Origin of the sequence: Intestinimonas massiliensis (ex Afouda et al. 2020) (assembly GCF_900626285.1) — a bacterium.
Taxonomy (GTDB): Bacteria; Bacillota; Clostridia; order Oscillospirales; family Oscillospiraceae; genus Flavonifractor; species Flavonifractor massiliensis_A.
In genome coordinates, this window is sequence record NZ_LR131147.1 from 65,216 (window position 1) to 83,944 (window position 18,729).

The window sequence follows — 18,729 nt, forward strand, 5'->3', positions numbered from 1 at the left end:
AAGCGGAAAGAATCCGCAATCCACGCAGCGGAGACTGACAAAAAAGGCTTGCAAACCTCACCCCTTTTTGATATATTAGTAATTGCTTAATTACTTAATTATTGGAGGATACATCTATGCCATCCAAGCGCTTTGCTCTGGTAGACCCAACCTATTGTGTGGCCTGCGGCTGCTGCGTGAAGGTCTGCCCCATGTCTGCCATCTCAGTCTGGCGGGGTGTAACGGCTCAGGTAGACCGGATTCGCTGTGTGGGCTGTGGGAAATGCGTCCGGGAGTGTCCGGCAGGTACCATTTCACTGGTCGAACGGGAGGTGCAGGCGTGAACAAGAAGCAAAAGCATTGGTACGACTATCTCTGGATCGTCACACCCATCTACCTGGGGCTCGGCTTTTTCAATATCCTGTTTGCCTGGCTGGGGATGGCCTTCTTCTGCCTGCCGCTGCTCATCGCCATCTTTGGAGGCAGTAAGCTGTACTGCAACCGCTACTGCGACCGGGGGCAATTTCTGAGTCTGCTGGGTGGGCGGCTGAAGCTCTCACGAAACCGGCCCACCCCCCACTGGATGCGCTCACCAATCTTTCGGTACGGTTTTCTGATCTTTTTCTTCGCTATGTTCTTCCAGATGCTGTGGACTACCTATCTGGTGGGGGCGGGAGCCCAGAATCTGGGGCAGTTTGTCAAACTGTTCTGGACCTTCCGGCTGCCCTGGCACTGGGCCTATCACGGCACCCTGTTCGCTCCATGGGTGGCGCAGTTCGCCTTCGGATTTTACAGCATCATGCTCACCTCTACCCTGATCGGCCTGATCGTGATGGTGCTGTTCAAGCCCAGAAGCTGGTGTGTATTCTGTCCCATGGGCACCATGACCCAGCTGATCTGCCGTCTGCGGGCGGGCAAGCCGGAGCAGGCCGCCTGCGGGACCGGCTGTGCTTCCTGCGGGGGGTGCGGCAAGTGAAGGACGATAGTATGCGGGCACGGGCCAAGGACATCACGGAACTGATGGCCCAGCTGGCCAATGAGAACCGCCTGCTTCTGCTGTGCGCCCTGATGGAGGGCCCTATGACGGTGGGAGAGCTGGCGGGCGAGGTGCCCAATATCACCGCACCCGCTTTGTCTCAGCACCTCCACCGTCTCAAGGAAGGCGGGCTGGTCCAGGCTGAGAAGCAGGGGCAGTATGTCCGGTATTCACTGAAAGACCCACGGCTGTACGCATTGATGCGGGTCCTGAAACAGGAATACTGTACGTCAGAGGATCCATAGGCAAAGTGCTGACCTGCTGCGGCAGGTCAGTACTTTATTTTGGTTTGTCACGCCGCGGCCCCATGTGCTATAATGCACAGTATAATGCTCAGGAATCTCAAGAGAAAGAGGTCGCCTCCATGAAACGAACCCGTATCTGGTTTTTGATCCTGTCCCTGCTGTGTGCGCTGCTGTGCGGCTGTGAATCCCTCACGGCATCTGTTTCAGCGCCTTCCTATACTCTGGACGATCTGCCGGACTATGCCGGGGAACCATATGTGGTCCTCAATGAAAATCAGCCGGACTTTCCGGAGGAGGATTTTACCACCAATTCCTTTGAGACATACAGCCCGCTGGATGAACTGGGCCGCTGCGGGACAGCCTATGCCAATGTGGGCACCGACCTGATGCCCACTGAGGAGCGGGGCGCCATCGGGCAGGTAAAGCCCTCCGGCTGGCACACGGTCAAGTATGACTGCGTGGACGGCAAGTATCTCTATAATCGCTGCCACCTGATTGGCTACCAGCTGGCAGGGGAGAACGCCAATGAGGAAAATCTCATTACCGGTACCCGCTATCTCAATGTGGAGGGCATGCTGCCCTTTGAAAACCAGGTAGCCGACTACGTACAGGAGACGGACAACCATGTCCTCTACCGGGTCACACCCATTTACGAGGGCCAGAATCTGCTGGCCAGCGGCGTGGTGATGGAGGCTGAAAGTGTGGAGGACGACGGTCAGGGTGTGCGCTTCTGCGTTTACGTCTACAATGTCCAGCCCGGGGTGGCCATCGACTACGCCACCGGTGACAGCTGGCTGGAGACGGAGACTCAGCCGGTGGAATCCCCCGCAGAGACAGCCGCAGCTGAGGCGGAGGAGGAGCACTATGTGCTCAACACCAGCTCCATGAAATTCCACCTGCCCACCTGCTCCGGGGTGGAGAGTATGAGCCCTGCCAACCGTCAGGACTATACCGGTTCCCGTCAGGACCTGCTGGATCAGGGATACTCTCCCTGCGGGACCTGCAAACCTTAAGGAAGAAGGACAACCATGGGAGATATCGTTACCCTGTTTGGGGAGATCGTTCAAAAGGAATGCCGTAAAAATCCGCTGGCGGCCCGCCGCTTGCTGCGCTTTGGCTACCGGGCCAAGAAGCTGCAGCTCATGGCCGCGCCGGGGAAGCACACCACCAAGGCGGCCCAGATGGCGGCGGTCCAGACCATGACCTCCATGATCGCACCGCTGGCCCATCCGGAGCGGGCGGCCATGGTCAGTCTCTTCCTGCCCTGTGAGCCCCTCCAGGTGGTGGGGCTGCACCCCTATTCCTGTGAGGGATTCGGCTGCTTTCTGGCCGGCACTCAGGCGGAGCAGGAGTTTCTGCACTACGCTGAGAGCGAGGGCCTGCCCGAGACCTTCTGCTCCTACCACAAGATCTTCATCGGCGCCGCGGAAAAGGGCCTGATGCCCAAGCCCCGCTTCATTCTCAATACCACCCTGGCCTGTGACGCCAATCTGCTCACCTTCCGCCGCATGGCGGAGTATTTTCAGGTGCCCCAGTTCGTGGTGGATGTACCCTATCAGCCGGATGAGGACGGGGTGCGCTATGTGGCCGACCAGCTCCGGGAGATGGTCCGCTTTGTAGAGAAGCAGACGGGCCAGCGGATCCCGGACGACCGCCTCAGCGAGGCGGTGGCCCGCAGCCAGCGGAGCATGGACCAGTTTGACCGGTATATGACCCTTCGGGCGGACAAAAAGATCCTGGGGGAGCTGACGGGGGAGATGTTTTCCGCCTTTACCCTCCACACCCTGCTGGGCACGCCGGAGACGGAGGCCTATACCAGTCAGTGCCTGAAGGAGATCCAGGGCGCGCCCCCGGCCTCCGGCGTCCGGCTGCTGTGGATGCACACCACCCCCTTCTGGGTGGAGCCGCTCCGTCAGGTGACCGATTTCAACCCCGACGTACAGGTGGTGGCCTGCGACATGTGCTTTGAGGGCTTTGTCAAAGCGGACCCCGCCGACCCCTATGACGCCATGGCCCGGCGGGTGGTGTACTCCGCCTTCAACGGGCCGGTGACCCGGCGCATCCGGAGGGGTATTGAGGCCGCCCGCCAGGTGAAGGCCGACGGCGTGGTGTGGTTCTGCCACTGGGGCTGTAAGCATACCCTGGGCGGCGCCCAGCTGGCCAAAGAGCAGTTTGAGGCGGCAGGTCTGCCCTGTCTGGTACTGGACGGGGACGGCTGCGACCGCAGCCACGGCGGTGAGGGGCAGCTGGCCACCCGCATGGACGCTTTTGTGGAGATGCTTCGGGCGGAAAGGGGAGAAGGGGTATGAGCACCACCTGGTATATCTGCAAATACACCCCTGTGGAACTGCTGGAGGCCCTGGGCGGAGACTGTCAGGTCCTGGACTACATGCCGGAAAACTTTGATCTCAGCGATGAGGTGAGCCACCCCAACATCTGCGGGTTCGGAAAGGCCGTCATCGAGGCCTGTATGGAGGGCAAGGTCAAAGAGCTGGTGCTGGTCAACTGCTGTGACACCATCCGCAGCGCCTACGACGTACTGCTGGCCCACGGAAAGCTGGATTTTCTCTTCATGATGGACATGCTCCACTGCGGGGACGCCTGTGCCAGGGAAAAGACCAAGCGGGAACTGCTCCGGCTGGCAAAGGTATACGCCGACTATAAGGGGACCAAATTCCAGCTTCAGCGCTTCCGGGAGGCGTTTCAACCGGTTTCCCGGCCCACGGAGCCTTATCTCAGCGTTCTGGGCGGACGGGTCGGGGAAAACCTTTTTTCTGTCATGGAGAAGTCCATGCCACTGCCTGTGCGCAATGATACCTGTGTCCATAACCGGAGCGTCTGTCCGCCGCCGGAGGATGTGACGCAGTTTGACGGACTGATGGAGTGGTACGCGGGAGAGCTGCTGGGCCAGCTGCCCTGCATGCGCATGACCGACGCGGCGGGGCGGAAACGGCTGTACCAGGACCCCCACCTCCGGGGGGTCATCTACCACACGGTGAAATTCTGCGACTATTACGGCTTTGAATACTCCCAGCTGCGGCGGGAGCTGAGCGTGCCTATGCTGAAAGCGGAGTCGGACTACACTCTCCAGAGCAGCGGACAGCTCCGCACCCGGCTGGAGGCCTTTGCGGAAAGTCTGGCACCCCAGGAACAGAGGAAAGGGACGAAACACATGAGCGGGAACGGTTATTATGTAGGTATCGACAGCGGCTCCACCAGCACGGATGTGGCCATCCTGGATCGGGACATGCACATCGTGGCCCAGGTGATCCTGCCCACCGGGGCGGGGGCCGCCGCCGGCGCCGAGCGGGCTCTGGAACAGGCCCTGGAACAGGCCGGGCTGAAGATGGAGGATATCTCCGCCACCGTTACCACCGGCTATGGCCGGAGCGCCATTCAGCAGGGAGACAAGTCCATCACCGAGATCACCTGCCATGCCAAGGGCGCCCACTTCCTGGACCCGGAGGTGCGCACCATCATCGACATCGGCGGCCAGGACAGCAAGGTGATCCGGGTGGACGAACAGGGTAACGTGATTAACTTTGTGATGAACGACAAGTGTGCTGCCGGTACCGGACGTTTTTTGGAGCTGATGGCCCGTACCCTGGAGCTGTCCATGGATGAGATGAGCACCGCCGGACTGACCTGGAAGGAGGACATCACCATCTCCAGCATGTGTACGGTGTTCGCCGAGTCAGAGGTGGTCTCCCTCATCGCGCAAAACAAATCCCGGGCGGATATCATCCACGGCTTGAACGAATCGGTGGCTTCCAAGACCTGCGCCCTCTGCCGCAGACTTGGGGGTGAGCCGGTCTATATGATGACCGGCGGCGTGTCTAAAAACCAGGGGGTGGCCCAGGCGATCCAGCGGCGTCTGGGGGCGGAACTGCGGATCTCCGACCAGGCCCAGCTCAACGGCGCCCTGGGCGCTGCCCTGTTTGCCATGGAACTGGACGGATAAAAGAAAATGCCGGGGAGGTTTTCCGCCTCCCCGGCATTCTTTTATGCCTTGCTGTCAAAAGCAGGGTTGGTGTAGTAGACGTTTTTCTGGTCCATCTTCTCTTTGGCCAGCCGCACCGCTTCGCCGAAACGTACAAGTGGAGCATCCTTAAATCCGCCACTGGATCTCTATGGTGTCACCGGTGATCCGGATGACCTGGACCAGCAGATCCAGCACACGGCGCTTCTCATCAAAGGAAAGCGCCTCCCAGCAGGTCAGATAGCTGCGAAGTTCCGGCTTACGGCTATCATGTACTTGACGGGAGTGGGCTATTTCCTGCAGAATAGCTCTCTTTTTGCTGTCAAAAATCTCAATCTGCTGACGGAGATATTGGTACATCAGCTCATCAGATGTTGCCAGCCGCTCCGTCAGCACGGCCAGTTTCTCTTCCGCCTGAGCAAGGTCCTCCTCTCGGGCCGCGCGCTCTCTGTCCCACTTCGGGATACCGGCCGGGGATAGGGTGGGGAAGTCGTCCAGCTTCTTCCGCAGCTCCGCATAAATCAGCCTTTCCATCTCCTCGGTGTACAGAATCCCTGGGCCGGTGCAGATCTTTGTCTCTGCCTGACGGGAGCACAGCAGGCGGCCGTGTTTGGATACCAGGGCGTAACCGCACAGGCCGCACTTGAGCTTTCCGGCCAACCAGGTGTGCTTTGCCTTTTGGTAAGGCCGTGACGTGCCCGGTGTCCGGCGTTTGGCCCAGCAGCGAAGCCAAAGTTCCGAGTCGACAAGCCCCTGGTGGGGGGCCAGTACCAGGCAGTTGCCCTCCAGGTGTGTCTGCTTTCGCCCGGTGCTGTTCCGGCCTGTATAGTAATAGCAGCCGTTCGTCCCTGTGAAATCATCGGGAGAGTTGACAATTACTGCGCCCCGGGTCTGGAAGAATCGGTAAATCTCCAGGTCCGCCCGTACATAGACGGGATTATGCACGATGTCCGCCAGTCTGGCCCGTACCCATGGCTTGCCGTTTTTTGTGATGCCGTCGGCCTGAAAAAGGCGGAGAATGTCGCCGTAGGAGCACTCCGGCTCCGCATACAGTTCATAGATCCTTCGGACTATAGCCGCCTCCTCGGGCACGGGCTCATATCGGGCGGTATTTATCTCCCCGATCCGAGCGGGGGAGAGCCGGTAGCCGTAGGGGACCCGGCCGCCCATATAGAGGCTGCGCTGGCTCCGGGAAAAATAGGCATCAGCCACACGCCGCTGGATGGTTTCCCGTTCCAGCTGGGCAAAGACCACGCAGATATTGAGCATGGCCCGGCCCATGGGGGAGGAGGTGTCGAACTTCTCAGTAGTGGAGACAAATTCCACATGATAGGAGCCGAACACCTCCATCATGGAGGAAAAATCCAGAATGGAGCGGCTGATGCGGTCCAGCTTATAGACCACCACCTTGCTTAACAGCCCTTCCCGCATATCCGCCATCATGCGCTGAAAGCCGGGGCGCTGGGTGTTTTTCCCGCTGTATCCACAATCAGTATAGACCCTGTATTCCGCCCCGTCTGTCTCCTTCATACAGCGCTCGATCTGGCTCTGGATGGAGATGCTGTCCACCCGCTCTACAGACTGTCTGGCATAAATGGCAACCATAGGAGTCCCTCCTTGTTCTGACCATGGAAAACCGCCGGAGAAAAATTTTATTTCTCCGGCGGTTTTTCAGCCTCCTTGCCCACATAGCGGGAGAAGATCTTATAGAGCCCTTGTTCGATTTCCCGAAGCCGGTTCAACCGCTCCCGCCCCGCAAGTACAGGGGATTGACCGATAATCTTCCATTCCCGCCTTTGCCCCAGAATATCGCCGCCTTTCCTCACAGCTTCTCCCATACCTTATGCACAGAAGAATCTGTCTCATGTCAGATGCCTGACATTTCCATTGACAGAGGCAATCATACCCAATATAATAGTGCCTCGCTATGATTTTTTATATGGAGAGAGATATGAAACCTAATATGAAAAAAATACCTGCCGCGCTGACCTCTCTGGCTCTGGCGGGGCAGCTCTGCTTTCCCGGGGCCGCCCTGGCTGCAGAGCAGCCCCGTCCGCTTCAGGGCGATGTGATGGTATCGGACGTCTTTACCGATCCCATCCTGAGAAGCTGGATCCTGAGCGGAAACAATTTGGGGGGCATGGGCGCCGACGGCGTACTTACGCAGGAGGAGCGCCAGGCGGTGACCAGTCTGGACCTGTCCGGCATGAATCTGACCAGTCTGGAGGGTCTGGAGGCATTTCCGAACTTGCAGTCGCTGGACTGCTCCCGCAACGCACTGACCACATTGGATCTGTCCCAAAATCCCGCGCTGACCACGCTGAACTGTTCCTACAACCAGTTGACCCACCTGGATCTGTCCCGAAACCCGGAGATTTCTCACCTGAATTGCAGCTTCAACCGCATGACGGAGCTTGATCTGACCGGAAGGGCCAAGCTGGTGGCGCTGAATTGTGAAATGAACCAGCTGACCAAACTGACGCTGGCCGGCTGCTCCGGCCTGGTGTCTCTGTACTGCCGGAACAACTTGCTGGACAAGCTGGATCTGTCTGATAATCTGGCCCTGGAATTTATCGAGACCTTCAGCAACCGGCTTACCTCCATCGACGTAACCATGCTGGCACAGCTCCGGTTCCTCCATATAGACCACAATCAGCTCACGCATCTGGACATGAGCCAGAACCGCAAGCTGGAGGGCGGCGGGTTTGTGGCCCGGAACAACTTTGTAGAGACCATCCTGCTGCCCGATCAGCCCGGTCTGATCGTCTATCTGGATGATTACGGTGAGCAGGACCCCATTGACGGCGCGGACCGGGTTGAGTGGTATCTGGATCCATCCTATACAGACCCTGCGCCGGAGCAGCTGGAGGCAGCTGGGCAGACCCTTTACAGCAAGCGCATTCCCAACCAATACACCGTTTATTTTTCTGCCAATGGCGGCGCAGGCTCCATGAGCAGCCAAACAGCCAAGTGGGGTGATACGTTTAAGCTGCCGGAGCAGACCTTCCGCCGGTATGGCTATACCTTTTCCCATTGGAGTACCCTGCCCAACCAGGACCACGATACCTATGACGATGGTGCGGAGGTCTCCAATCTGGCCGGCCAGAAAACAGATGGGGACCGGATCACCCTGTATGCCCGGTGGACTGCCAACCGCTACTCCATCCGCCTGGATCCAAACGGCGGGGAGGGAGAGCCTCAGATTCTGGGTGCCGCCTACGACCAGAACGTAAACCTGCCTCAGGCGCCGTTTACCAAAGCGGACATGGAGTTTGCCGGCTGGGCTGCGTCAGAGGACGGCCCTGTTCGCTACGCCGATCAGGCTCAGGTACAGAATCTGACCGCTCAGGCGGATGAGACTGTCACCCTGTATGCGGTGTGGCGGACGCCAATCAACCAGATACAGAAAACCTATCTGGAGACGCTGGAACGCGCGTTCCGCGCTTACGATACCGCTTCCTACACCGGGGAGGACTGGGAAACCCTGTCCAACGCCTATACCGCCGCCGTCGGAAATATTCAGTCGGCCAGCCTGGAAACCGCTATGAAAAAGGCGGTGGAGCAGGGCCTGTCCGTTATGGAGGCCGTCCCCACGCTGGAGAAGCGGGTGGGAGCCGTAACCTCTGGCTGGCAAAGCGCGCACAACGAGGTACTGAACAGTCTGAGCAGCCCCATTCTGTCGGAAACCAACGCACAGCAGGAGAGCCGGCTGGCGCAGGCCGCGCTGGATGGCCTGGAGCAGGATGCCCTGTCGGCTTTCTGTAGCCTGAGCCGTCCGGAAGATCGGACCACCGTGGTCAGCCGGGCCGCCCAGCAGCTCCAGGAGACGGCCGAAAAGCTGAGGAATCTGCAGCAGGTCGCCCGTTGGGTGGCTGATCTGAACGGCTTGACCACCATCTCCATGGAACAGGTCCAACCGGAGCAGCTGACCGGCTACCAGGCCGCGCTGGAGAGCTATCAAGGGTTGCCGGCGCAGGTACAGGGGGCCGTCAGCCCGGGTGTGTCGCTGGCATTGCACAGCCGGCATGAGCTGGCCGGTCAGAAGCACACCAGTCTGTTGACCCTCCAGAGCGCCTATGACGGGCTGGAACAGAGTGCTTACTCCGACAAGGGCAAGGCCGCTTTGGCCCGGGAGCTGGCGGATGGGCAGGCCGCCATTCGGGCTGCCGGGTCTGCGGAGCTGGCACAGCAGGCCCAGAACTCCGCCTGGGAGCGCATCCTTCAGGTGCCCACCGCCGACAAGGAGCCGTCTGAACCGGTCACTCCGCCTGCCGGAGGCGGCGGCGGAATCGGTGGCGGTGGTTCCGGCGGCGCTGGCGGCTCCGCACCGGTAACACCGCCGGCAGCCGATGGGACGGTTACCATTACCGATGAAAAAACCGGCGCCAGTGCCCTTGTGACGACTACGGAAACCGGAACTGTGCATGCGGATGTCACCATCCCTCAGGGCGTTTCTCATGCCACTCTCCGCATCCCCTGCAAGGGCGGGGTCCAGACAGTAGCCGTCGTTGTTGGAACGGATGGTTCCCGGAGCGTGCTCCCCAAATCCGTCTATCAGGACGGCGTTCTGATCGTCCGTATGGACCGGTCGGCCCGGATCAAACTGCTGGATAACGGCAAGAGCTTTTCCGATGTGCGGGAGACCGATTGGTTTGCGCCGTCCGTCGCGTTTACCGCCAGCCGTGAGCTATTCTCCGGGGTCGGAAACGACATGTTTGCGCCGGATGGTACCATGACCCGGGCTATGCTGGCCACAGTTCTCCACCGGCTGGAGGGAGAACCCGACGCAGCGGCATCCGGCATGTTCCAGGATGTGCCCCAGGGAATCTGGTATACAAAAGCGGTGAACTGGGCGGCGGAAACCGGCCTGGTCGCCGGCGTGGGCAGCGGACAATTTGCCCCGGACGCGCCTATTACCCGGGAAAGCCTGGCTCTGATGCTGTATCGCTGCGCGGGCAGTCCTCAGCTTGCAGCCGGCGGGGCCGCCGAGACCCTGGAGCGGTTTCCGGACGCCGATAGGATTTCCGCCTGGGCCAGGGACGCCATGGAGTGGGCCTGCACCTCCGGTATCCTCACCGGGGATTCCGGCGGCCAGCTTCGTCCGGGAGATTTCACCACCAGGGCGGAGGTATCCGCCATGCTGACCCGCTTTGTGGGACAGACCCTGTTATAATCAATCAGACGAGCGCGGTATGGGAGGCTGCTCCCATACCGCGCTTTCCTGTTGTACGGTTTGCTTCGCCAAAGCGTTGGAAATGGACCACCTCCCGGGCCCGCAGGAATTTGATTACGTTGCTCACGTCCGGGTCGTCACTGAGCCGCAGAATGTTGTCATAGGTTACACGGGCCTTCTGCTCAGCGGCCATGTTCTCCGTCAGGTCGGCGATCACATCACCCTTGACCCCGATGCCGGCGGCATTCCAGGGGGCGCCGGAGGCTGCCGTGGGGTAGATTCCGGTGGTGTGATCCACGAAATACGGAGCGAAGCCGCTGGTTTTGATCTGCTCCTCCGTCAGATTGCGGGTCAGCTGATGCACGATGGCGCCGATCATTTCCAGGTGGCCCAATTCCTCAGTACCTGCTGAGGAAGCATAGCGGTTCCAGCCGCTCCATTGACGGGGGTTCTCCCGCAGATTATAATAGAACCATTGTGAACGCTCAGGAGGGAACGCCCATGTTGGCTTACACTTATATTAGACAAGGCACCTTTCAGCTGCTGGACAAGCCCAAGCCGGTCCTGCTCCACCCCCGGGACGCCATCGTTCGGGTCACCCTGGGCAGTATCTGTACCAGCGACCTGCACATCAAGCACGGCTCCGTGCCCCGGGCGGTGCCCGGTATCACCGTGGGCCACGAGATGGTGGGTGTTGTGGAGCAGGTGGGGGAGGAGGTCTCCAGCGTCAGGCCAGGCGACCGGGTGACGGTAAACGTGGAGACCTTCTGCGGTTCCTGCTTTTTCTGTCAGCACGGATGGGTCAACAACTGCACCGATCCGAACGGCGGCTGGGCTCTGGGGTGCCGCATCGACGGCGGACAGGCGGAATATGTGCGGGTGCCCTATGCCGACCAGGGCCTCAACAAGATTCCGGACTCTGTCACAGACCTGCAGGCCCTGCTGGTAGGGGACGTACTGGCTACCGGCTACTGGGCGGCCAAGATCTCTGAAATCAAGGAGGAGGATACGGTGCTGATCCTGGGTGCCGGACCAACCGGAATCTGCACCTTACAATGTGTCCGCCTGTACCATCCCCGGAAAATCATCATCTGTGATATCGATCCGTACCGGCTGCAATTTGTCCGGGACCACTATCCGAAGGTGCTGACTGCGCGGCCGGATCAGGTACAGGCACTTGTTCAGGCAAACAGCGGCCACGGCGGCGCGGATGTGGTGCTGGAAGTGGCGGGCAGTCCCGATACCTTCCGGATGGCCTGGCAGTGCGCCCGGCCCAACGCAATTGTCACAGTGGTGGCGCTGTATGACGGACCTCAGACACTGCCCCTGCCGGACATGTACGGCAAAAATCTGACCTTTAAGACAGGAGGGGTGGACGGCTGCAACTGCGATGAAACCCTGGCTCTTATCTCGGCCGGGAAGCTGGACACCACGCCGCTTATTACCCATACCTATCCACTCAGCCGCATTGAAGAGGCCTACGATCTCTTCGAGCACCGGCGGGACGGGGTCATAAAAGTCGCCATCAGGCCGGATGAGGCGGGGGAGTGATGCCTGATATGCGGCTTATCATTTCGCCGGCCAAGAAAATGAGAACTGATACGGACAGCTTGCCGTGGAAATCCTTGCCCTGCTTTATCAGTCAAGCTGAAACACTTTACGATAAACTCAGGTCCATGTCCTATGAAGAACTGAAAAGGCTCTGGAAATGCAACGATCAGATCGCCGCCCTCAATGCGGAGCGGCTGAGAACCATCGACCTGCACACCAACCTGACTCCCGCTATTCTGGCCTACGAGGGGATCCAGTACCGCTATATGGCCCCCGGCGTATTTTCCCGGGAAGCGTTTGACTATGTGCAGGAGCACCTGCGGATCCTGTCCGGGCTATATGGCCTTCTGCGGCCGTTTGACGGGGTGATCCCTTATCGTCTGGAGATGCAGGCCAAGCTGAATATCTGTGATGTGAAGGACCTTTACAGCTATTGGGGCGGCATGATTGCGGGTCAACTCTACAGCGAGACAGATTGTATCGTCAATCTGGCATCCAAGGAGTACAGCCTCTGCGTCTCCCGCTATCAAAAGCCGGGAACGCGGTTTATCACCTGCGTATTCGGCGAGGAGCGGGACGGCAAAGTCGTGGAAAAAGGTACCCTCTGCAAGATGGCCAGAGGGGAGATGGTGCGGTATCTGGCGGAGATCCAAGCCGGTGAGCCGGAGGCCATGAAGGACTTTTCCCGCCTGAACTATACCTTTTCGCCCCGGCATTCCGACCCGTCGACCTATGTTTTTCTTTTGGGAGGCACAACATGTCCAGCATAATCGAGATCACCGACCTTTCCGCCCCTGAGCTGGAGGCATACACCCAGCTCACCCACGCCCAGCTCCGCAACCGGCTGGAGCCGGAAAAGGGCATTTTTATTGCGGAAAGCACCAAGGTCATTGCCTGCGCGCTGAAAGCGGGCTGCCAACCTGTTTCCGCCCTGATGGAGCGCAATCACATTCCTTCTTTCCTGGAGCATCTGCCGGAGGGGTATCAGGACATCCCCATCTATACCGCCGACCGGGCAGTGCTGGAGGGGCTTACCGGCTATCAGCTTACCAGAGGGGTACTGTGCGCCATGCGCCGGCCTGTCCAGTCCAGTGTGGAGGAGCTCTGCCGGACAGCCCGCCGGATCGCCGTACTGGAGAATATCACAGATGCCACCAATGTGGGCGCTATTTTCCGCTCCGCCGCCGCCCTGGGTATGGACGGTGTCCTAGTCACACCCTGCTGCTGCGATCCCCTTTATCGCCGGGCCGTGCGGGTCAGTATGGGCACGGTATTTCAGATTCCCTGGGCTCAGATCGGCTCCGACCAGTCCCAGTGGCCCCAGCCCGGGCTCTCCCGCCTGCGGGAGTTGGGGTTCCAGACAGTGGCCATGGCGCTGACCGACGATTCCATCCGGATCGACGATCCGGTGCTGGCTCAGGCGGAGAAGCTGGCCATCATATTGGGCACTGAGGGAGACGGCCTTTCCGCCCACACCATCGCAGGCTGCGACTATACCGCCCGCATCCCTATGCTCCATGGGGTGGATTCCCTGAACGTGGCTGCCGCCGGAGCGGTCATCTTCTGGCAGCTTCGGCCCCGGACCTGAGCGGAGTGCAGATGGACTTTTCTCAGCTGAAGACACGGTATGCGCTGCATTTGGATCCCCAGCAGGAGACGGCGGTGCAGGCGGTGGATGGGCCGGTACTGCTGCTGGCGGTGCCTGGCAGCGGCAAGACCACCGTACTGGTCACCCGGCTGGGCTATATGTGCCATGTGCGCGGCATCCCGCCGGAGCAGATCCTCACCATGACCTATACCGTGGCCGCCGCCCGGGACATGCGGGCACGGTACGCCTCCTTTTTTGGAGCGGAAGAGGCGGAACGCCTGGCCTTTCACACCATCAACAGCGTGTGCAGCCGGATTATCCGCTACTATGAACGGGTAACAGGAGGGACCGCCTTCCGCCTGTTGGAGGACGGCGGCCAGAAGAGCGCCCTTATCAGTGAGCTTTATCGCAGCCAAACCAACGATTTTGCCACGGAGAGCATTGTCAAGAATCTGGAGACCGCCATCACTTATGCCAAAAACCAGATGCTTAAAGGGGAGGAGCTGGCGGAGGTCCAGGTGGAGGGGCTGGAGTTTCCGGTCTTCTATCAGAGCTATTGCAAAACGCTCCGGCAGAGGCATCTGATGGATTTTGACGATCAGATGGTCTATGCCCTTCAGATCCTGCGCAGATACCCCCAGATCCTCCAGGCGGTCCAGGCCCGCTACCGCTGGTTCTGCGTGGATGAGGCTCAGGATACCTCCAAGATTCAGCATGTCATCATCCGGCTGCTGGCAGGGGAAAGCGGGAATCTATTCATGGTGGGCGACGAGGATCAGAGCATCTATGGGTTCCGGGCTGCCTATCCCCAGGCCCTGACGGAATTCGACCGGGTCTACCCCAACGCCAGGGTGCTCTATATGGAACGCAATTACCGCTCTGCGGAGCAGATTGTGGCGGCGGCGGACAGGTTCATTCAGAAAAATCTCAACCGCCGCCCCAAGCATATGAAAGCCACGCGGGGGAAGGGGCCGGATATCCGGGAGATCTCGGTCTATGACCGGCAGGAGCAGTACAGCTATCTCTGTAAGGTAGCCCAAAACTGCCGCTCAGAGACTGCCGTGCTCTACCGGGACAATGACAGTGCCCTGCCTCTCATTGACCAGCTTGACCGGGCCGGAATCCCTTACCGGTGCCGGCAGGTAGAGAGTCTCTTTTTCACCTGCCGGGTGGTGCGGGATATCACGGATATCATCCGCTATGCCCTGGACCAGGCAGAGGTCGGGCTGTTTCTGAACATTTATTATAAGCTGGGCGCCGGTATCAGCCGGATCCTGGCTCAGGAGGCAGTCCGGTCGGGAAGTATGCCTCTGGAGTACATCGCCTCGTCCGCTGCCGCATCTCCGTGGACGAAAAAGCAGTGCCGGGCCCTCCAGACCCACATGGTCAATCTTCTGAAGGAGCGGGGAGACAAGGCCGTTTACCGGATCGTACACTTCATGGGTTACGGGGACTACCTGAAGGAGCGGGGCGGCGACCTGCGCAAGGCGGAAATCCTGGAGGCACTGGGCGCTCAGGTGTCCACGCCGGATCAGCTGCTGGCCCGGCTGGAGGAGCTGCGCGATGTGGTGCAGGCAGGCTCCGCAGATCCGGCATGCCCCTTTGTGCTCTCCACCATTCACTCCAGCAAGGGACTGGAATACGACAAGGTCATTCTGATGGATGTGGCGGATGGCCTGCTGCCCAGGAGCTTGCCCCAGGACCAGATGGAACCGGAGGAACTGGATGCCTATGAGGAGGAACGGCGGCTGTTCTATGTGGGAATGACCCGGGCCAAACGGGAATTGAGCCTCTTTACCTTCCGAAAAGTGGGGCTGGAATCGGTATTTTCCCGGGAAATCTTCCCTGGGAAAGGGCAGAAAGCAGCTCCGGCAGGGAAAAAGGCGCCCATTGCGGAGCAGATTACCGCGGAACATATAGAGGCCTTGGCCAAGGACTATATTCCGGGCACCAGACTGCTGCACAAGACTTTTGGACCCGGTACCCTGGTCAGCAAAACAGGCGATATTGCCGTAGTTGTCTTTGACAGTCAGGAGGTCAAAAAGATCGCCCTCTCCACTGCCCTCCGGGCAAAACAGCTGAAGCTGGAATAGAACCCCCACGGGACCGCCCGCGGGGGTTTTCGGAATGTTTTCTCTCTGTCTGCATACCGTGCAGGGAAGGGAGGGGGTCACATGGAAACGGTCCGCGTGGCGGCCTACTGCCGGGTGTCCACTGATAAAGAGGACCAGACAAATTCCTTTGAAAGCCAGCAGCGCTACTTTCAGATGTGCATCCAGCGCAATCCGAACTGGGTGCTGCAAAGTATTTACGCCGACGAGGGTATCTCCGGCACCAGCACCAAAAAGCGCAGGCAATTCAACGCCATGATCGCGGCGGCCCGGGCGGGGGAAATCGACCTGATCCTCACCAAGGAGGTCAGCCGGTTTGCACGCAATACCCTGGACACCCTGGCCTACACCAGGGAGCTGAGCCGGCGGGGGGTGGGGGTGCTCTTCCTCATCGACAACATCGACACCAGGCAGCAGGACGGGGAACTGCGGCTCACCATCATGTCCTCCATCGCCCAGGAGGAGAGCCGCAAGACCTCCCAGCGGGTCAAGTGGGGGCAGACCCGGCGGATGGAGCAGGGGGTGGTATTCGGGGGCTCTCTGCTGGGCTATGACGTGAGGGGCGGGGAGATGGCCGTCAACCCGGAGGGGGCGGAGGTGGTGCGGCGCATTTTCCGTGCCTGTCTGCTGGAACACAAAAGCACAGCGGCCATCGCCGGAGAGCTGCGGAAGGAGGGCGTCCTGTCCAGCCGCGGCAACGTAAAATGGTCAGCCGCCACCGTGTGGAAGATCCTGAAAAATGAAAAGTACTGCGGTGATCTGATCCAGAAAAAGACCTACACTCCGGACTACCTCACCCACGAGAAAAGGTACAACAGGGGAGCGGAGACCCGGGTCATCCTCCGGGATCACCACGCCCCAATCATTGACCGAAAAACCTGGGAGGCCGTCCAACGGGAGCTGACGCGCCGCGGACGGCGGTCCGGCGGCCCATAATCATATCCTCTGTACCGATATCGGTAAGCAGACCCTGGAGTTCCGGATAGGGCATGGAGTACCGCTGGGAGAGGTAGCGCAGGGATGCGCCCAGCTCGCCGTCCGGACCGCCGTACTGGCTGATGATATAACTGGCCAGCTTGGGATTGGGTGTGGTGATCTTGACCGGATACTGCAGTTTCTTTTCATATAAAAACATCAGCGGCTGCCTCCTTCCATCTGCTCCCAGGGCCAGGGACCCTTCAGCCAGGCGCTCCAGCTCTCAGCACTGGCTGTGGCGGCCGGGGTCAGCGGGCCGTAGGTGGCCTCATAGCGGGTCCTGGCCTGGCGCTCCATATCGGCGTACTGCTGATAGAGGGTGAAGGCCTCCTTGTCACTCTGGTGGGTGTCCAGATAAAGACCCAGCTCCAGAAGCACAAACTCCAGCGCCTGGAGCTCGGCCAACGGGCCGCCAAGAGCCTGCTTGGCAGTGTTCTTGACCCGGAAGGGCAGGTCCAGGCCGGGGAACAGCGTACCGACGGTCAGCGCCTCCTGCTGGGTGTAGCGCTTGGAGCCGGTCTGCTGGAACGGGACATAGGGAACGGCCAGCGGTGCGCATTCGGGCAGCGTGCCGTTGGCGTCATCGCAAACGCCGGTGGACGGCGTATTGTTGTTTTCAGGATACAACTCGGTTCCTCCTTGCTATGGATTGGAGCGGACGGCACCGCTCCGTTCCATCCTATGCGGCCGGTCGGGATCTGTCAGTTCCTGGGGGCAAAAAATCTCCCCCGTATGGGACGGGGGAGATTTTTTCCTCAATTCAGTTTGACCTTGACCACCAGCCGACGGACGGGAACCGGTCCATCCACAGCCACCCGGGGAGCGTGGAGATCCTGAGGCCACACGATATAGAAGGTGCCGGGCCGGATGGTAAGGGTGTCCCAATTCGTGGTATAGAACTGGATGTCTCCGGCAGCATCATACTCCGTCAACTGCTCCAGCGTGGCATCAGGCAGCGCGTACCCTGCGCCCTCCAGTCCGGAGACGAGACACTGGATGTCGGCGTAGTTCCTGTGGCATTCCAGCTTGCATTCCTCCGCAGGCAGCGTGTCCACATCAAAAAGGAAGGCATAGATGTCGCTGCCCTCCAGCTCCACCCGCTGGCCGGGGGTCAGGGTGTCGGGATCTGCCGTCTGCAGCCACTCCAGTGCTTTTTTGAAGCGGGGACCCAGTCCATAATACAAAGACGCGTTTTCCATTTTATCGATCACCATGCAAGTCCACCTCCGTTCTAATCTGCGTCTATCTTATCGCGACCGGTTAAAAAAGGCAACAGGAACTTGGACAACTGACTTGATCCGTGATACAATGGCTCTGCGCTTCTACCCAGCCGCCCGCCCGCATATTCTGGAGGGTGAAAGGGGAGAGGTGCATGGGAAAGGCCGGGCATTGGGCAGTATTGGCACTTTTGATCGCCGCCACCACCATCTGTTTGATTCTGCATCCGGGGCGGGAGACCTCCGCTTTCTCCCCTGCGGGCAGTTCCGGGCACACCCTGGTCCTGGATGCCGGACACGGCGGGGAGGACGGCGGCGCCGTGTCCCTCACCGGCGTTCCGGAGAGCGGAATTAATCTGGCCATCGTGCTGAAGCTGGATCAGATCCTGGGCCTTTATGGTCAGGCGCCTGTGGTACTGCGTACATCCGATATCTCTCTCCACGATGAGAGCGCCGGTACCCTGCGGGAAAAGAAAGTGTCTGATCTGCACAACCGGGTGTCGGCTATAGAGAGCGTAGAGAATGCCGTACTGTTCAGTGTACATCAAAATACCTTTACAAACCAGAAATACCATGGTGCTCAGGTCTTTTTTGCCCCTACGGACGGAAGTGAAGCGCTGGCTGTCCATATCCAGGAGGGCCTCCGTACTGTGTTAGACCCGGAAAACGCCAGGCAGGCAAAGCCTATTCCGGATACGGTATACTTAATGAACCATATTTCCTGTCCGGGTATTCTGATTGAGTGCGGTTTTTTGTCCAATCCGGAGGAGGAGGCACTGCTCCGCTCCGGCGGGTATCAGACCAAACTGGCCGCGGCCATGGCGGGCGCCTGGCTCCAGTACACCTGGCCGGAATAACAAAAGAGAACGGGGGAA

General features: G+C 59.7%; 18 protein-coding genes and 1 pseudogene. 13 read left to right on the forward strand and 6 right to left on the reverse strand.

Translation table 11 applies throughout. The features are described 5' to 3' along the window. Positions 1-116 precede the first annotated feature (116 nt). The 6 genes from E0E41_RS00365 to E0E41_RS00390 all read left to right on the forward strand — a co-directional run bounded on the left by E0E41_RS00365 (position 117) and on the right by E0E41_RS00390 (position 5,221). Positions 117-323, forward strand: a complete 207-nt coding sequence (locus E0E41_RS00365) for a 4Fe-4S dicluster domain-containing protein (protein ID WP_130868251.1) — start codon at positions 117-119, stop codon at positions 321-323. Then, entirely contained in the window at positions 320-955 is a 636-nt protein-coding gene (locus tag E0E41_RS00370; protein ID WP_130868252.1) for a 4Fe-4S binding protein, read from the forward strand. Before E0E41_RS00365 ends, E0E41_RS00370 begins: the two co-directional genes overlap by 4 nt. After that, complete coding sequence (locus E0E41_RS00375) at positions 952-1,260, forward strand: ArsR/SmtB family transcription factor (RefSeq protein WP_242623638.1); 309 nt, start codon at positions 952-954, stop codon at positions 1,258-1,260. Before E0E41_RS00370 ends, E0E41_RS00375 begins: the two co-directional genes overlap by 4 nt. Positions 1,261-1,379: 119 nt before the next feature. Next, positions 1,380-2,273: a DNA/RNA non-specific endonuclease gene (locus tag E0E41_RS00380; RefSeq protein WP_130868253.1), complete on the forward strand. Its 894-nt coding sequence runs from the start codon at positions 1,380-1,382 to the stop codon at positions 2,271-2,273. A gap of 15 nt (positions 2,274-2,288) precedes the next feature. Next, positions 2,289-3,569, forward strand: a complete 1,281-nt coding sequence (locus E0E41_RS00385) for a 2-hydroxyacyl-CoA dehydratase subunit D (protein WP_130868254.1) — start codon at positions 2,289-2,291, stop codon at positions 3,567-3,569. Further along, on the forward strand, positions 3,566-5,221 hold the full coding sequence (locus E0E41_RS00390) for an acyl-CoA dehydratase activase (RefSeq protein ID WP_130868255.1): 1,656 nt from the start codon (positions 3,566-3,568) through the stop codon (positions 5,219-5,221). Before E0E41_RS00385 ends, E0E41_RS00390 begins: the two co-directional genes overlap by 4 nt. A 147-nt stretch (positions 5,222-5,368) precedes the next feature. Here the strand turns inward: E0E41_RS00390 and E0E41_RS00400 are convergent, their stop codons facing one another. Together E0E41_RS00400 and E0E41_RS18410 are read right to left on the reverse strand one after the other, a co-directional pair. Next, positions 5,369-6,844 carry a recombinase family protein gene (locus E0E41_RS00400; protein ID WP_130868256.1) on the reverse strand — a complete coding sequence of 492 codons (1,476 nt, stop codon included), beginning with the start codon at positions 6,842-6,844 and terminating at the stop codon, positions 5,369-5,371. A gap of 47 nt (positions 6,845-6,891) precedes the next feature. Beyond that, on the reverse strand, positions 6,892-7,065 hold the full coding sequence (locus E0E41_RS18410) for a hypothetical protein (protein ID WP_165450479.1): 174 nt from the start codon (positions 7,063-7,065) through the stop codon (positions 6,892-6,894). Positions 7,066-7,202: 137 nt separating this feature from the next. Between E0E41_RS18410 and E0E41_RS18700 the strand changes: the two genes are divergently transcribed. Beyond that, a complete protein-coding gene (locus E0E41_RS18700; RefSeq protein ID WP_207303181.1) occupies positions 7,203-10,412 on the forward strand; it encodes an S-layer homology domain-containing protein in 3,210 nt (1,069 codons plus the stop codon). A 4-nt stretch (positions 10,413-10,416) separates the two neighbouring features. Here the strand turns inward: E0E41_RS18700 and E0E41_RS00420 are convergent, their stop codons facing one another. Next, complete coding sequence (locus tag E0E41_RS00420; RefSeq protein WP_278045188.1) at positions 10,417-10,872, reverse strand: manganese catalase family protein; 456 nt, start codon at positions 10,870-10,872, stop codon at positions 10,417-10,419. Positions 10,873-10,913: 41 nt separating this feature from the next. On the opposite strand from E0E41_RS00420, the gene E0E41_RS00425 reads away from it, so the two are divergent. From E0E41_RS00425 to E0E41_RS00445, 5 genes are all read left to right on the forward strand, one after another. Continuing rightward, positions 10,914-11,963, forward strand: coding sequence for an alcohol dehydrogenase (locus tag E0E41_RS00425; RefSeq protein ID WP_130868258.1), 1,050 nt, complete (start codon positions 10,914-10,916; stop codon positions 11,961-11,963). An 8-nt stretch (positions 11,964-11,971) separates the two neighbouring features. After that, complete coding sequence (gene yaaA / locus E0E41_RS00430; protein WP_130868259.1) at positions 11,972-12,733, forward strand: peroxide stress protein YaaA; 762 nt, start codon at positions 11,972-11,974, stop codon at positions 12,731-12,733. Further along, a complete protein-coding gene (locus tag E0E41_RS00435; protein WP_130868260.1) occupies positions 12,721-13,551 on the forward strand; it encodes a TrmH family RNA methyltransferase in 831 nt (276 codons plus the stop codon). Before yaaA ends, E0E41_RS00435 begins: the two co-directional genes overlap by 13 nt. 11 nt (positions 13,552-13,562) lie before the next feature. Next, positions 13,563-15,644, forward strand: coding sequence for an ATP-dependent helicase (locus E0E41_RS00440; RefSeq protein WP_130868261.1), 2,082 nt, complete (start codon positions 13,563-13,565; stop codon positions 15,642-15,644). Positions 15,645-15,725: 81 nt separating this feature from the next. Then, positions 15,726-16,598 carry a recombinase family protein gene (locus E0E41_RS00445; RefSeq protein ID WP_130868262.1) on the forward strand — a complete coding sequence of 291 codons (873 nt, stop codon included), beginning with the start codon at positions 15,726-15,728 and terminating at the stop codon, positions 16,596-16,598. A 1-nt stretch (position 16,599) separates the two neighbouring features. Here E0E41_RS00445 and E0E41_RS00450 read toward each other — a convergent pair. The 3 genes and pseudogenes from E0E41_RS00450 to E0E41_RS00460 form a co-directional block, all read right to left on the reverse strand. Then, positions 16,600-16,797 (reverse strand): annotated as a pseudogene (locus E0E41_RS00450) (manganese catalase family protein); the annotation flags it as partial. After that, positions 16,797-17,264 carry a spore coat protein CotJB gene (locus E0E41_RS00455; RefSeq protein ID WP_242623639.1) on the reverse strand — a complete coding sequence of 156 codons (468 nt, stop codon included), beginning with the start codon at positions 17,262-17,264 and terminating at the stop codon, positions 16,797-16,799. The gene E0E41_RS00455 and the pseudogene E0E41_RS00450, both read right to left, overlap by 1 nt. A gap of 128 nt (positions 17,265-17,392) precedes the next feature. Next, positions 17,393-17,851: a YhcH/YjgK/YiaL family protein gene (locus tag E0E41_RS00460; protein ID WP_130868264.1), complete on the reverse strand. Its 459-nt coding sequence runs from the start codon at positions 17,849-17,851 to the stop codon at positions 17,393-17,395. 158 nt (positions 17,852-18,009) lie between these two features. On the opposite strand from E0E41_RS00460, the gene E0E41_RS00465 reads away from it, so the two are divergent. Continuing rightward, on the forward strand, positions 18,010-18,711 hold the full coding sequence (locus E0E41_RS00465) for an N-acetylmuramoyl-L-alanine amidase (RefSeq protein ID WP_130868265.1): 702 nt from the start codon (positions 18,010-18,012) through the stop codon (positions 18,709-18,711). Positions 18,712-18,729: the final 18 nt, after the last annotated feature.